We start from the raw sequence: 15,214 nt of genomic DNA, 5'->3' as shown, positions 1-15,214 counted from the left end.
AGGCCGCTAGAACCCTGCATCTATAGATAGGGTTTTGAGTTTGGACATTACTGCTCGCGTTAAATTAGGTTTTTTGCTGGGCTTAATCATATTAGCCATTAATTCTTACGTGCCTTATCAAAACGCGCAGCACATTAATGCCACGCATGCCGAAGTTAAGCATTCTGAAGATATATTATTTATTCTGAATAATATTATTTTTAATTTGCGGGACACTCAAGCCGCGGCGCTCAATTATATAATGACCGAGCATGACGAATACTTTGTGTCCTATCATGCGTCGACCCAGAGCATCAATGAAAAATTTGGCGAACTAAATATTTTAGTGGCGGATGATCCGGCTTTGAGCGCGCAGGTTAAAGCAGCGCAAGTCAGCGCATATGAAATGTTAGAATATTTGAATCATTTGCTACAAATTAGAAAGAGCCGTGGCTTTGACATAACTAAAAAATTAATTGAAACCGGCCAAAGTAAGCAGTTAACTTCGCAAGTGCTCGATATATTTAATGAAATGATGTCGTCAGAGCGAAAGCGCCTATTAATGCGCGAAGGCGAGCTTAACAAATATTCTGACAAAGTGACGGTGTCCACTATTGCTTTAGCCATTATTGATATTATTTTATTTAGTGGAATTTATTATATTGTATTTGGTATTTTAAAAGCTCATCAGATTGCGGCCGGTTCTTTAAATGAAACAGTCACCACTTTAGAACGACGCAATCATGAAATGGAAGTCATGGAAAAAATGATGGGCGCATTGCAAGCATGCACGAATACAACAGAATCTTATCAAATGTTAGGTCGATTTTTACCGCAACTCTTGCCAACACTCGCGGGTGCTCTGTTCGTAAAAAATAGTAGCTCTGAACAATTTGATCCCATGGTCACTTGGAATAATCCCAGCACTCAAAATGACACTATCAGTTTGATGGAATGTTGGGCGCTGCGTCGAGGGCAATTACACAGCGTAGATCATCCTGCTACCGATATTATTTGTAATCATATGCAGCAACATATCACGCAGAAAAATTCTTATCTTTGCATTCCCTTAATGGCTAATAACGAAACCTTGGGTTTGTTTTGTTTAGAACCAACCGATGGATCGAACTCCAAAATTATGTCGGGCAGTGAAGAGCAGCGGATTGCTATCGCATTATCCGAACAAGTAGGGCTTACGCTCGCTAACTTGCATTTGCGTGAAGCCTTGCGTCACCAATCTATTACTGATCCTTTAACGGGTTTGTATAATCGACGTTATCTTGAAGAAACGGTTCACCGTGAATTGCTTCGCGCAAAACGCAAAGCAACCACGCTCGCTATCATCATTATTGATATTGATCACTTCAAACAGTTTAATGATACGCATGGCCATGATGCTGGCGATCTAGTGCTTAAAACAATGGGCGATGCATTGCCTCAGCATATTCGCGGTAGTGATGTTGCATGTCGTTATGGAGGTGAAGAATTTATATTGATGATGCCAGAGATGTCGGTGGAAAAAGCGATGGAGCGGGCGGAAGTATTGCGTAAGAATATTAGCGCCACTCGTTTGCAGTATGGTTCGCAACCGTTAGGAAAATTATCTATATCACAAGGTGTTGCTGTGTATCCTCTGCATGGCGATAACATAACAACCTTGATCCAAGCCGCGGATACAGCGCTGTATAAAGCAAAAACCACGGGCCGCGATAAAGTGGTGCTCGCTGGGAACAGCAGTGATCAATCCGGCGCAGTTGATAACTAAATTTTTGGCAAATTTAAAAATCAAAAGCGCGCCAATAAATATAAATATTGATCAGCTGTATAAAAAGGCGCAAATACCCCTTACGAGCTAAGTCGTTTTCTGTCCTAACTTTATCTAAATACCTGATATTTCGTCGAAAAGTCGCTTTTCGATAGGTGCTTGTGCACGGTGGTATGCGTATAATCCGGCCTCTTTTGTTCACCGCTGTCGGTGGACGGTATATTTTTAGGTATTCGGTATGATTGAGAAACTTCGTAATATTGCCATTATTGCCCACGTTGACCACGGTAAAACCACCCTTGTAGATCAGTTGCTGCGCCAGACGGGTACTTTTGATGCGCGCGCGGGTATGGGCGAACGAGTGATGGATTCCAATGACTTGGAAAAAGAACGTGGCATCACGATTTTGGCGAAAAACACGGCGATTCGTTGGAGAGATTATCGAATCAATATCGTGGATACCCCAGGCCATGCTGACTTCGGCGGTGAAGTAGAGCGCGTATTGTCGATGGTCGACTCGGTGTTGTTATTGGTAGACGCAGTTGATGGCCCGATGCCACAAACGCGGTTCGTGACCCAAAAAGCCTTTGCGATGGGTTTTACGCCGATCGTTGTGATTAATAAAATTGATCGTCCCGGCGCACGTCCAGCGTGGGTTTTAGATCAAACCTTTGATTTGTTCGACCGCCTCGGCGCAACGGATAAGCAGCTCGACTTCCCGGTGATTTATGCGTCGGCCTTAAAAGGTTATGCGGGCAATGATGCGACTGTAGATTCGGGCGACATGACGGCTTTATTTGAAGCCATTGTAGAGCATGTGCCGGTACCGGATGTAGATCCAAACGGCCCCTTTCAAATGCAAGTATCTAGCTTGGATTACAGCACCTATGTAGGTGTGATGGGCATTGGCCGCATTACCCGCGGCCGAGTAAAAAGCAATTCGCAAGTTGTGGTGGTGGGTGCTGATGGCAGCAAACGCAATGGCCGCATTTTGCAGATTTATGGTTTCCACGGTTTGGAACGTATCGAAGTACCTGATGCACAAGCCGGCGACATCGTTGTTTTCACTGGCATCACGCCGTTAAATATTTCTGACACCGTCTGTGATCCTGCAAATCCCGAAGCCATGACCCCGCTGATAGTCGACGAACCTACCGTTAGTATGATGTTCCAGGTCAATAAATCACCGTTTGCTGGCAAAGAAGGCAAGTTCTTAACTAGCCGCCAAATTTGGGAGCGTTTGCAATCGGAACTACTGCACAACGTGGCCTTGCGCGTTGAAAAAGGCGACGACCCCGATCGTTTCCGGGTTTCAGGTCGTGGCGAGTTACACCTATCTATATTGATTGAAACCATGCGCCGCGAAGGTTATGAATTAGCAGTGGGGCGTCCCGAAGTTATTTTCCGTGAAATCGACGGCGAACAGCGCGAACCGTATGAACAATTAACCGTCGACGTTGAAGAAGCGCATCAAGGCAAAATCATGGAATTGCTCGGCGCTAGAAAAGGCGCGTTAGCCGATATGATTCCCGATGGCAAAGGTCGCGTGCGCTTGGATTACACCATTCCTTCGCGCGGTTTGATTGGTTTGCAAACGGATTTCATGACCGCAACATCGGGCACCGGTTTGATCTATCACGTGTTTGATCACTACGGTCCAAAACTCACTGAAATGGTCGGTGAACGCACCAATGGTTCTTTAATCGCCATGAGCGCCGGCAAAGCCTTGGGTTATTCATTATTTAACTTACAAGAACGTGGCCGCTTAATGATTGGCCATGCGGAAGAAGTTTACGAAGGCATGGTTATCGGCATTCACAGCCGTGGCAATGACTTGGTAGTAAACCCGTTAAAAGGCAAACAGCTGACTAACATGCGTGCCGCCGGGACAGATGAAAACATTATTCTGACACCGCCGATTCGCATGACCTTAGAACAAGCCTTAGAATTTATCGACGAAGATGAACTAGTTGAAATCACCCCGCTAAGCATTCGAATTCGTAAAAAATTCCTTAAAGAACACGAACGTAAACGCAGCGATCGTAGCGGCGCTTAACAACTAGGTTTTATCCGCAAGCGGCAGCTTGCCTCGTCCTGGGGCAAGCTGCTGTTTTTATCTTCTGAACTATTCCACGTTACGGTTGCAGACTTGGTACCCGCCAGTGGTATTGCTATAGTCGACATTCTCCATTTGCTAATCAAAGCCCTAACTCATGACTGAAAAATTACGCGTCCTTGTTGTTGACGACTCACGCGTTGTACTTAAAGCGTTCTCACGTATTTTAAGTGAAGACTATGACGTAAAAGAAGCCAGCGATGGCGAAGAAGCCTGGGACATCTTGCGCCAAGACGACAGCATTTGTGGCGTCTTCACTGATTTAAATATGCCTCATCTCGATGGCCATGGCTTGATGCAACGCATCCGCTCCAGCGACGATGAAGAATTAAAACGCTTGCCCGTTATTTTAGTCACCGCCTCCGATGACGCAGAAGAGAAAACCAAATCCGCCTTACAAGCCGGCGCCACCGATTTTGTTAGCAAACCTTTTGACTCTATTTATCTTAAAGCCAAAGCCAAAGCGCACATTCAACCGCGCGAAAAATTGGTGATGGATGAAAAATCCGTTTCTATTGATCCCACCACGCGCCTACTAAACAAACGTTTCTTTTTCCAGCGCGGCGAACAAGAAGTGTCCGAAGCCAATCGACATGTCAGCGAACTAGCGTTGGTACTAGTTGAGCTCGATAAATTCGAAGATCAATTCAGACAAACCGATAGCAAAATCATCAAAGGCCTACTGCAAAAAATCGGTTCTTTTATCACCGAAGAAGTCCGCGTAGAAGACACTGTTGCGCGTTTAGAAAAAGCCCGCTTCGCTATTTTAATGCCACATACCACCTTAGCTGCAGCCGCCGATGTCGCCGAGCGCATGCGCAAACGTATACGTTCTAAAACGATAAGCAATTCCACCACTCGGTTTGATTTAACCGCCAGCATCGGCGTGTCGGCACTACCGCCAAAAGTAAAACGCAGTTTTGAAATGTTAATGCTAGAAGCCGAACGCAGCTTACAAGAAGCATTAAACAGCGGCGGCGACAAAGTACTACCGGCACCGCAAGTAGCTGCTGACAAAGACGACGTCGCGCACAAAGTAAAACTACCCACATTGATTGAAGCCGTGTCCATGATGGAACGCCGTGAATACAAACTGACCAAAGTACAAGGCGTTTTATTGTTTAAACAATTAATGCCGCTGCTAGTGTTTTTAAATCAATTAATTGGCTTGGGCTTGGAAAAACAAATTGCCGAATGGAAACAGAAATATGGACGCTAAAGAAAAATACACCTGCAAAGTATGTAGGGCTATGGTGAAATGGGAAGTTAGTTAGATTTCTTTTAATTATGCGCTTAAGGAATTTATATAGATGAAGCGTAACACTAACTTTTAAGAATTAAATGACAGAGCCGAGCAGTGATGACGTTTGTTGATTTGTCGTATGTGCCTAGTCTTTCTATGCTCACTCCCTGTACGAAGCATTAAGTATTCTTATGAATTGCATATATTGCCAAGCACCTATCGACTTAGAAGAAGCTCTAATGAATAGTCCTTTTTCATGGCCAGAAATTAGCACGATCTATTATCTCTGCAAAAAATGCCAAAAAGGGAATCATATTCGTTTTGAAGCGAGAGCATATGGGCAAATTAAAATGGTTGGCGGAATGGATGGCGGGTGGGAACAAATAAATAAGTATACGGAAGCTTCTCTTGATATACGTGAAGATCCCGGGTTTCTTCACGTCTGGTTAAAGACAAAACATTATGAAATTAAAGCGCGAGTGTAATATCCGTCAATAGAAATGATATTTATAATTCGATTAGCAAGGAATTCTAATTAAAAAGTTAATTGATGGATTGCACCAATTAAGTTGCATGGATGAATAATGATGGGTTGAGCGTTGCTCAACCCATTCTACGCACTTTAGGAGCTTAATATTAAAAGGTATTAGATCCTGAATGCAGGAAACAATTATATCTATTCAATTAGAATGCCACTTCCATTTCTAGTTATAGGTTCATGCCATGTGATAGTTGGCGAAAGATCTTTTATTCGACATTTTTTCCCGTTTAAAGAGCTTGAAATCACTTTTGAAGGATATCTTGAAGGCCGCACGCCTACAGATTTATATCTTGGTGTTTGGTGTCATCGGACGTGCAGTCGTTTTCGCAGGCTTCTTCAGGAACGTGGTGCTGAGTTTACTATCATTGAAAGTCTTCCTCATGACGAGTTTAAAATTGTGGGTCAGCGTACTTTGCGGGCGCGGGCAAGGCAAAGCCAATAAGATAAATTGCTCAACCCATCCTATATATTGCTCAATTCTGTGCCGCTTTATCTAAACGGCATTTAAATTAAGTTAGCGCGCTTTATTTAACTCATATGCTAAACGAAGGGATAATGCCCGCTATGGCACGCTGAGGAATCTTTAAAGGCTAGCGACACCTGAGCAGGGATGTTCAGGTGAGCCGATCGCAACACGATGTTGCGTTGAGGCGGCGCGTCAGCCTTGAAAGATGACGAAGAAATACTGGAATGGAATTTTATTCCATTCCAGTACGTGACATCGGGGAGCGCTTCTTTGGTTACTTTCTTGTCGCGACAAGAAAGTAACCGCCCGCCGGTGCGCAACCGGCTAATAAAATGCTTTTACAGAAAACACAGCGTTATAACGACCGGGCGAGCTAAACGCATATATGCTATTTTTAAAAAATAACCGACTAGGTTATTTACTCCGCGCTACATTACTAAATTTCACAAAACTAGCTTTGCCCATGGTTGTTTTTATTTCCGGTAAAAAATGTGCGTATAAAGCATACATCAGCGTACTCGCAACAGTTGCTGCACCTACCAGCACGACGTAGAACAATAATAAACTCGGTAAAGAATCGGCATAGAGATTAGCGTTGCGCACGGCGTTGAGATAAAGCGTTGCGGCGAAATAGCCGGGAATCAAACCTGTTATTGCTAATATTAATGTATGCCGAATAGTGAGCAGTCGATGATCGCCAGCAAGCGCAAGGCATACGCTAACAAATATTAAATACATGAGCGCGACGGCAGTGAGGGTGATGGGAGTAATGGTAGCGATCATGACGGCCTCTCGTACAAACGGTTAATCACACTGAACTAGTGTTAATTTTAGTAGGCGTTTGTATGAATGCTAGTTAATTCCTTTTTTGTAAGCTGAGTGGTTGTAAACGCAGGACTAGTGACGAATCTGAATACGCGCTGTTTTATGATGGTTGAATACACCACTCATTATGGCAATTCGCCTAATAAAAAACCGCTGTGGTCGGCGTTTTCTTTATTTTCATCTGGTAAAAAGTGTTGTTTGATTAACAAGCTGCCAAAACTTGAGCCTAAGGCGACGGCAAACATCATGCCGTATAAGTAGCCGTATATAAGATTAAGTTCTATATCGATGCGCGTCAGGTTTAACCACTGCTGATAAAAAAAACCGAGTGCATACGCGGGAATGAGGCCGGTGAATAAAAATAGCAGTATGTTGCCAAGATTTCGGGGTTGTTGCGTCAAACGTAAACACAAACCGGTGAGCAGTGTGTAAGTGACTAAAAAAATCACGATAGTTTGTAATGAGAAAATAGGCATGCTGTACCTCGATAAATTCTATGGAGCGGTTGAGGTCAGTGCGCATCATCCATGGCATTGCTCGCTTGATTCGATCCTGATAATGCTACCGCAATAGCATGATCCGCTTTTTTTAATGCGAGTATTTCTTCTTGAAAGCATTTGACGGATTTAGTTATACGCCGTCGCTATTGGAATTTTGTTAGGCTTTTGCATGAATTTTTGTATTTAAAATAAATTTTATGAGCAGCGGTTAAGCTTGGTGGCTTTGGCGTAAGTATTCTTCAGATTGCATTTCAATGAGGCGACTGGTGGCGCGATCAAATTCAAAACTTAAACGCGTGCCGCAATATAGGTCGGTAACAGGTGCCGCCGCCGAGACAATCAGCTTAACGCGATGATCGTAAAATACGTCTAATAAATTTAAAAAGCGTCGTGCTGCGTCTTCTGAAAATTTATCCATGATGGGAATGTTGGAAATTAATACCGTGTGGTATTCCCGTGCAATTTCAATGTAATCAATCTGGCTACGCGCTGCTTCGCAAATAGCGCCGAAGCTAAACCACACCACGCCATCCGCCTGTGCTTGCGTGGGAATTTCGCGATCATTAATTTGGATGTGATTGGCTTGAGCGTGGGTGGCATGTCCCTCGGTGAGATGCATAAACGCATCGCTTAAATGTTGTTCTGCGGCAGTATTTAAAGGCCAGTGATACGTGCCGTCGCGCTGTAATGTTTGCAAGCGGTAATCAATGGGATGATCCAGTTGGACGATGTGGCAATGCGTTTTTATCAGCGCAATCGCCGGTAAAAAGCGCGCGCGCTGTAAACCATCTTTGTACAAATCATCTGGAATACGATTTGAAGTGGTGATAACGCACACGCCATTATCGAAAAATGCTTCTAATAGATTTGCCAGAATCATCGCATCGCCAATATCGCTGACGAAAAATTCGTCTAAGCACAACACGCGGAATTTTTGCGCTAATTCGCGCGCGATGTGCACTAAAGGATTTTGTTGTTGAGTGTGCTTGTGTAATTGTTGATGGATCATTTGCATAAAATGGTGAAAGTGCTGCCGTTCTTTAGGAATGTGCTTTGGTAGGCTTTCATAAAAAATATCCATCAATAATGTTTTACCTCGGCCGACATCACCCCATAGATACAGGCCGCGAACCGCAGGGTATTTCGTTTGCGCGCGCCACGGGGTTAAAAGACGCGCCCAAATACTGCGTCCATTTTTGTGTTGGTCGTGAGCGAGCAATAACCTTGCGTGTAACTGATCGAACAAGTCCACGATGTGTAATTGACCCGCATCGTTGCGCAATTGTGCCGTGAGCAAGCGTTGCTGATACAGCCCGGAAGGTAATGTCACCATGAGACGAGTCGGCTCCAACCACAAACAAATAAGGGTCGCATATTAACGCATGCGGACTAGACGCAGTAGCGGCTTAAGCGGTTACAATGGATTATGGAAAAACCACTGATTAGGATTTCTTGCGATGCATGATCATATTATTCGTCCAGCCGTAGCGTTGACCTTGCCGGGACTGTTTCAAGAGCGCATTCGCCGCGACCCGCAAAATGTTGCGTACCGTTATTTTGATCGGCAGGCACAGCAGTGGCAAAGTTTTACCTGGACAGAAATCGGCAACATCGCCGGACGTTGGCAAGGTGCGCTACGGCAGACTGATTTAAAAATAGGTGATCGTGCGGCTGTTATGTTGCCCAATTCTTGTGAATGGGTGTTGTTTGATCAAGCGGTCATGAGTTTGGGTTTGGTTAGTGTGCCTTTATATATTCAAGACCGACCTGATAACGCCGCGTATGTATTAAATAATTCTGGCGCACGTTTGTTGTTAGTGCAAACCAGTCAGCAGTGGCAACAATTATTAGCGAGTGATGAACCGTTAAAGCAAGTGCAATATGTTATTAGCTTAGCGCCGATAGCGAGCGAGCATCAACACGATAAACGTTTAATTGATTTGGCAACATGGTTAAGTAAAGCCGAAACCAATATAAAGATCAGTGCAGCACATAATTTCAGCGTGCTTGAAACACTCACCACCGATCAGTTGGCCAGCATTGTTTATACTTCCGGCACCACGGGACATCCTAAAGGTGTGATGTTATCGCATGGCAATATGTTAGAAAATGCGTGGGCGGGCGTGCAAAGCATGAACCTTGGGCCCGGTCATTTATTTTTATCATTTTTACCGTTGTCGCATACGCTGGAACGTACAGTGGGTTATTACCTTGCGATGATGATCGGTGCGACGGTTGCTTATAATCGCGAAATTCCTTTGATAGCAGAAGATTTAATAAATATTAAACCCACTATTTTGGTATCCGTGCCGAGTATTTATGAGCGCATCTATCAGAGAATTCAAAATGGCTTATTAGAAAAACCTTTCATGGTCCGTTTTTTATTTAAAACCGCAGTAGCAGTTGGTTGGCAACGGTTTTTGTGGCAGCAAAAACGCCGCAGATGGTCACCCACTTTTTTGTTATGGCCACTTTTAAATAAATTAGTCGCGCGAAAATTATTAGATCGATTAGGTGGACGCTTAAGCATTGCTATTTGTGGCGGCGCGGCATTGCCATTCGAAGTGGCTAAAACGTTTATCGGTTTAGGACTTAATTTATTACAAGGTTATGGTTTAACCGAAGCGAGTCCGGTGATTAGTGTTAATCGGCCACAAAGTAATAAACCCGCTAGCATCGGGCCAGCATTACCTGGCGTAAAAGTACGCATAGGTGCGGATGATGAATTACAAAGTCAAAGCGCAGCAGTGATGCAAGGTTATTGGCATTTAGAAGAAGCGACAAAAAATTCTTTTACAGAAGATGGTTGGTTGCGCACCGGAGACAAAGCCCGTATTGATGAAGACGGCCATATTTATATTACCGGACGTCTTAAAGATATTATCGTATTAAGCAACGGTGAAAAATTACCGCCTGCGGATATGGAAATGGCGATAGTAGGCGATTCGCTTTTTGAGCAAGTGGTGGTGATTGGTGAAGGCCGACCTTATTTAACTGCGATTGCCGTGTTAGCGAATGATGCGTGGCAAGTGTTAGCGAAAGAACAAAGCTTAGATCCAAAAGATGAAAATAATTTGCGTGCTCCCGCCATTATGGAATTAGTTTTAGCGCGCATGGGGCAGGCACTTAAAGATTTCCCCGGTTATGCGCAAATTCGTAACGTGCATTTAACGACTGAGGCGTGGACAGTAGAAAATGGTTTGTTGACACCTTCATTAAAAATAAAGCGTCAGAAAGTGAAAGAACAGTTCGCGGATATTATTGAGCAGCTATACCAAAAACATTAATGGCTTAGCAGTTTTTCGCCTAGGTCGACGGTGAGCCACGTGCGGATCTCAGTAATACGTTCATTGCTGTAAGCCGTGCGCGCAAGATTGCCCCACACGGGTTTCGGCCAACAAGCGTCATGTTGATAGCGACCGATGACATGAATGTGCAGTTGCGGTACTACATTGCCAATGGCGCCGATATTTAATTTGTCGGGATTAAAGCGGGCTTTAATAAACTTAGACAAAGTGTTGATGCCGTTTAAAACTTGTTGTTGATCGGGCATCGATAAATCGTATAACTCCGTTACGCTGTGCCGCGTTTTTGGTACCAAAATAAACCATGGCACTAAACTGTTGTTTATTAACAATAATAGATTATTTTCTAGATTACCCAAAACAATACAATCTTCGGCAAGCGTCGGATGCAGTAAAAAATCAGGCATAAAATTATTTTATAGTTTAGGTGGATTGAGTAATAGTTTTTCGGCGGCAATCGCATCTACTGGCCTAGATACATAATAACCTTGTATGTATTGACAGCCAAGCCGCGCCAACATTTGATATTGCTTCGCGTCTTCTACGCCTTCGCCAATGACTTCCATTTCCAAATCATGCGCCAAATCAATGATGGCGCGCGTGATGTTCAAGCTGCTTTTATCGGTCAGCATCGAGTGCACAAAATTACGATCAATCTTTAATACGTCGATTGGTAATTGGGCTAAACGACTTAAAGAAGAATAACCCACGCCAAAATCATCAATGCTGATGTACATGCCGCGTTGATTAAGCACATTAAAAATTTCGCTAGAAAGATTGCTGGCATTCATAATGACGCTTTCCGTTAATTCTAATTTTAGCGCATCGGGCGGTAAATCATTGTCTTTTAAAACAATACCTAATTCCGCCAATATGCTCATATTGTTAAAATGAATAGCGGATAAATTAATATTAACCGTAATGTTTTTTGCTTGGGCGTGCTGACGCCGCCAAATACTCAGCTGACGCGCTGCTTGATTCAGCACCCAATGATCAATTTCGCGGATGATACTTAATTCTTCAGCTTGCGGAATAAACTCATTAGGTTCAATAAAGCCGCGTTTCGGATGTTGCCAACGTACTAATGCTTCAAAGCCAGCAATACATTTATTAGCGATAGAATAAATCGGCTGATAAAAAACCCGCAATTCATTTTGTCGAATCGCGGCACGTAACTCGGATTCTAATTTTAGGGTATGCACCATATCAGCATGCATGTGCGCATCAAAAATAGCATGTTGCGCTTTGCCAGCTTGTTTGGCGCTGTACATGGCAATATCGGCATCGCGAATCATGTCGTCCGCTGATTCATAGCCTCGATCGCTAATAGCGATACCAATCGAAGCGCTAGTAAAGGTTTCGTGCTTGTCGAGAAAAATAGGTTTGCTGAGCGCAAATTGAATGCGATTAGTAATGGAGATAATTTCTTGTTCGTCAGTGATATTGTCTAGTAAAATAGAAAATTCATCGCCACCAAAACGCGCGACATGATCGCCGGGGCGCAAACAATTGTGCAATATTTCGGCAACTTGTTTTAAAAAGCGATCGCCAAAAGAATGACCTAAACTGTCGTTAACTATCTTAAAGCGATCTAGATCTAAAAATAATACTGCAAAACGAAAATCATTGCGACGTTGTTGGCGTTCGATAGCGTGTTCTAATAATTTTTTGAAAAAACTGCGATTGGGTAAATCCGTCAGCGGATCGTGAAAAGCGTCGCGGCGCAATTGGTCTTCGAGAATACGGCGCTGGGTAACATCAACGGCGTAAATATGGACGCGTTCCAAGTCACTCTGCAAATAATAATTCCATTGCAAAATATAATCGCCAACACTATTTTCAACGCTAATAACGCTTTCATTATCTACTTTGGTTTGTTCAATGAGCGCCACATGATTATCGGGCAACAAATCTTCTATGTGCTCTAAACCCAATGACGACGCAAGTTTTTGACACACGGGATTACTGAAATGAATTTTACCGCTTAAATCGGCGGTTAATGTCATGTTAGGACTTTCAAGTGCAATACGCGCAAGATGGCGATTTTCCATTTCGATTTTTTGGCGTTCAAGTTCTACGCCAGCACGATGCGAGAACATGCGCAAAATTGCTACATCGCGTGGATGTGGCGTAAGAGGATGTGCGCTCATGATAGTGATGTGACCGATCGCTACACCTTCGGTATTGGTAATAGGAATACCAATATAACCTTGAATATTGTGTTTTTTTAGCCAGGAATCTTTAGGAAAGTCGGCGCAGACGTTGCGCGGATACCACGTCACTTTTTCGGGTGTTAATGTATCGCAGGGCGTGCCTTTGCGCGCATAAGAAAACGGTTCAACAAAGTGATCTGTTTGCCACGCGACATGGGTGAAAAATGTTTTGTCATCAAGCTTTTCGACGAGTTGTGCAAATTCAGCATTAAACAATTGTGCGAGATGCGTCAGCAAAGAGCGGAAAAATTCTTTGCCATATTGAGATGCAGTACCTTCAATGATGGCGTGTAAAGTCATTTCATTTTGTTGACGTTCAATGGTTGAAGCGATATTGTCGGCGGCGATGCGTAAAGCATCTATTTCTGCATTGGACCACGCACGATTCGTGTCGCACATATCGAAACCAATTAAACCCCACCATTCGCCTTTTACAGCAATAGGTACGATCAATACGGAAGCAGCATTTAATTCATGCAGCAAATCTTGTTTTGAGGTAGACAAAGAAGTCACTGCAGCGGCAATGATTTGGCCTTCAGACAGTGTTTGCACTAAACGTTCAAAACCTTGTTTGTTGCTAGGTTTGTTTTTGACTAATGATTCTAAGTTGCTGGGTTTAATGTTTTTATTATTCCATTCAAAGCGCACGTCGCTAGCGTGTCTGCCATCAATGGTTTCCGCGTTTTTACACAAATAAGCACGATCAACATTCGCGGCTTGACCCAATTCGCGCAATACATCACGCATAGGTTCTTGCCAGTTACCAGCATTGATTAATAAACGCGAGGTTGTGGAAATCGCTGTGATCATCGTTTCGCGGCGTTGTAATTCTAGATTGGCTTGTTCTAGCGAAGCAATGGTGGGTGTTGCATTAAGGATTGGCGAAATTTTTTCATTTGCGGGTGATGCATTTGTATTTTTAATGGTGCGCTCAATCAAATTGTCATTAGCAGCGGCGGGAGTTTGCGAACTACTGCCGGTAAGAATCGCTGCGATAGCTTGTAAAAATTCGATATCAGTTTGAGTAAAGGCATGATCGTCAGCACGGTAAACACAAAGCGAACCAATCGGTCTTTTGCTAACAGCCATCGGTATGCAAACACCAGAAACGGCTTTTTGTTTGCATAAATGTTCGGATGGCTGAAAGCGTTTTTCGTGGTTTAAGTTTTCAATTATTAAGGGTACGTTATTGTTTAATACAAAATCGATTTCATGATTTTCAGCTAAGGTTAGCGCCAGCTCGCCAATCAGATTAGAGGGCACGCCGGTTGCGGCGCGTAGTACGACGCGATTAGCTGCGGCATCTACGACAAAAATTTCGCATAACCATGCGTCCATGACTTGTGTAATAGTGAGCACTGCACGCCGAAATAAATCGTTGATATGTTCCGCTTGAGTGGCTAGCTGACTTAATTCAATAATGATGCGTTGTTGTTGCTGTTCATGTAGGTGTTGCGCTTCTACCGATACTTCAGCAGAAACATCACGCGCACCGCCAACGACTTTGACGACACGTTTTTCTTTGGCGCTCCATTCGGGTTGGCCATAACTTTCCAACCAAATGCTATCCCCAGAAGCGGTGCGCACTCGATAACGCACCGTAGTGGTTTGGTTTTTCTTTAAAGTATCAGCAAATTCTTTAATGTTGGGTAAATCGTCGGGATTTATAAATCGAATCCAGCCGCCGCGTTCATTGATTTCATCAATGGTAAATCCCGTGACTTGTTGAAACGAATCAGAAACCCATTCGGTCATCATGCTGCCATCGACAGCAACATTGATTCGATAATGATAGGCGCCGGCTAATGAACCAAAAACACTAGACTCGTGTCGGTAGCGTAAGTGTTCATGCTGCAATTTTCCGTAATTGATTAATAAGTTTAAAAAAGTTTGTAAGCTTTCAGTTTCAAATTCATCAATATCAAATAATTGAATAGCGCCTAGAGTATTTGCGAGCTTGCGAGTTGCGCTATCAATACCGTGCGAGAGCAGTACTAACGGTGTTGCTGTATCATTTTTAGTGATGGCTAGCAAACGTGCCTGCGTGTCGTTGTTGATGAGCGAGGTATCACACAAAATTAAATCAAAGTCGGGCGTGTTTAAAAATTTAAGAAAATCATTAACGGTGCGTGCGCTTTCCCATTCTATATCCATGCCTTTAGTGTTTTTCAGGGCTTCGCGCACATCTATATTGTCAGTGCGGCCTTTGACCGCAATTAATAAGCGAACGGTGGAAGAGGTGCTATGTCGAGTGTTCACAG

10 protein-coding genes are annotated in these 15,214 nt (G+C 43.6%); 5 read left to right on the top strand and 5 right to left on the bottom strand.

The window, feature by feature from the left end:
* Nucleotides 1-40 precede the first annotated feature (40 nt).
* The 4 genes from H0W44_02510 to H0W44_02495 all read left to right on the top strand — a co-directional run bounded on the left by H0W44_02510 (nucleotide 41) and on the right by H0W44_02495 (nucleotide 5,588).
* The gene (locus tag H0W44_02510; GenBank protein ID MBA3581305.1) at nucleotides 41-1,744 is read left to right on the top strand and encodes a diguanylate cyclase; all 1,704 of its coding nucleotides are present in this window, start codon (nucleotides 41-43) and stop codon (nucleotides 1,742-1,744) included.
* 238 nt (nucleotides 1,745-1,982) lie between these two features.
* A complete protein-coding gene (gene typA / locus H0W44_02505) occupies nucleotides 1,983-3,800 on the top strand; it encodes a translational GTPase TypA (GenBank protein MBA3581304.1) in 1,818 nt (605 codons plus the stop codon).
* 157 nt (nucleotides 3,801-3,957) lie between these two features.
* Nucleotides 3,958-5,079: a diguanylate cyclase gene (locus H0W44_02500; GenBank protein MBA3581303.1), complete on the top strand. Its 1,122-nt coding sequence runs from the start codon at nucleotides 3,958-3,960 to the stop codon at nucleotides 5,077-5,079.
* 263 nt (nucleotides 5,080-5,342) lie between these two features.
* A complete protein-coding gene (locus tag H0W44_02495) occupies nucleotides 5,343-5,588 on the top strand; it encodes a hypothetical protein (protein ID MBA3581302.1) in 246 nt (81 codons plus the stop codon).
* A gap of 936 nt (nucleotides 5,589-6,524) precedes the next feature.
* Here H0W44_02495 and H0W44_02490 read toward each other — a convergent pair.
* The 3 genes from H0W44_02490 to H0W44_02480 all read right to left on the bottom strand — a co-directional run bounded on the left by H0W44_02490 (nucleotide 6,525) and on the right by H0W44_02480 (nucleotide 8,768).
* Nucleotides 6,525-6,893 carry a hypothetical protein gene (locus H0W44_02490; protein MBA3581301.1) on the bottom strand — a complete coding sequence of 123 codons (369 nt, stop codon included), beginning with the start codon at nucleotides 6,891-6,893 and terminating at the stop codon, nucleotides 6,525-6,527.
* A gap of 167 nt (nucleotides 6,894-7,060) precedes the next feature.
* Entirely contained in the window at nucleotides 7,061-7,411 is a 351-nt protein-coding gene (locus H0W44_02485) for a hypothetical protein (protein ID MBA3581300.1), read from the bottom strand.
* A 232-nt stretch (nucleotides 7,412-7,643) separates the two neighbouring features.
* Nucleotides 7,644-8,768 (bottom strand): AFG1 family ATPase, encoded by a 1,125-nt coding sequence (locus H0W44_02480; GenBank protein ID MBA3581299.1) that lies wholly within the window; start codon nucleotides 8,766-8,768, stop codon nucleotides 7,644-7,646.
* Between the two features lie 124 nt (nucleotides 8,769-8,892).
* Here H0W44_02480 and H0W44_02475 point away from each other — a divergent pair, with 124 nt between their 5' ends.
* Nucleotides 8,893-10,722, top strand: a complete 1,830-nt coding sequence (locus H0W44_02475) for a long-chain fatty acid--CoA ligase (protein MBA3581298.1) — start codon at nucleotides 8,893-8,895, stop codon at nucleotides 10,720-10,722.
* On the opposite strand, the gene H0W44_02470 is transcribed toward H0W44_02475, so the two are convergent.
* Both H0W44_02470 and H0W44_02465 read right to left on the bottom strand, forming a co-directional pair.
* Nucleotides 10,719-11,147, bottom strand: a complete 429-nt coding sequence (locus H0W44_02470) for an HIT family protein (protein ID MBA3581297.1) — start codon at nucleotides 11,145-11,147, stop codon at nucleotides 10,719-10,721. The two genes, H0W44_02475 and H0W44_02470, sit on opposite strands and share 4 nt — an antisense overlap.
* A gap of 9 nt (nucleotides 11,148-11,156) precedes the next feature.
* Nucleotides 11,157-15,212 carry an EAL domain-containing protein gene (locus H0W44_02465; GenBank protein ID MBA3581296.1) on the bottom strand — a complete coding sequence of 1,352 codons (4,056 nt, stop codon included), beginning with the start codon at nucleotides 15,210-15,212 and terminating at the stop codon, nucleotides 11,157-11,159.
* Nucleotides 15,213-15,214 lie beyond the last annotated feature (2 nt).

This window comes from Gammaproteobacteria bacterium, from assembly GCA_013817245.1.
GTDB lineage: Bacteria > Pseudomonadota > Gammaproteobacteria > HTCC5015 > HTCC5015 > JACDDA01.
Note: the sequence above shows the minus strand (reverse complement) of the source record. Positions and strands in the feature narration are given on the sequence as shown.

Bases quoted from the DNA above. Each gene is read 5' to 3' on its own strand.
- typA (MBA3581304.1), top strand. From the start codon at position 1,983: ATGATTGAGAAACTTCGTAATATTGCCATTATTGCCCACGTTGACCAC.
- H0W44_02500 (MBA3581303.1), top strand. From the start codon at position 3,958: ATGACTGAAAAATTACGCGTCCTTGTTGTTGACGACTCACGCGTTGTA.
- H0W44_02495 (MBA3581302.1), top strand. From the start codon at position 5,343: ATGAATAGTCCTTTTTCATGGCCAGAAATTAGCACGATCTATTATCTC.
- H0W44_02490 (MBA3581301.1), bottom strand. From the start codon at position 6,893: ATGATCGCTACCATTACTCCCATCACCCTCACTGCCGTCGCGCTCATG.
- H0W44_02485 (MBA3581300.1), bottom strand. From the start codon at position 7,411: ATGCCTATTTTCTCATTACAAACTATCGTGATTTTTTTAGTCACTTAC.
- H0W44_02480 (MBA3581299.1), bottom strand. From the start codon at position 8,768: ATGGTGACATTACCTTCCGGGCTGTATCAGCAACGCTTGCTCACGGCA.
- H0W44_02475 (MBA3581298.1), top strand. From the start codon at position 8,893: ATGCATGATCATATTATTCGTCCAGCCGTAGCGTTGACCTTGCCGGGA.
- H0W44_02470 (MBA3581297.1), bottom strand. From the start codon at position 11,147: ATGCCTGATTTTTTACTGCATCCGACGCTTGCCGAAGATTGTATTGTT.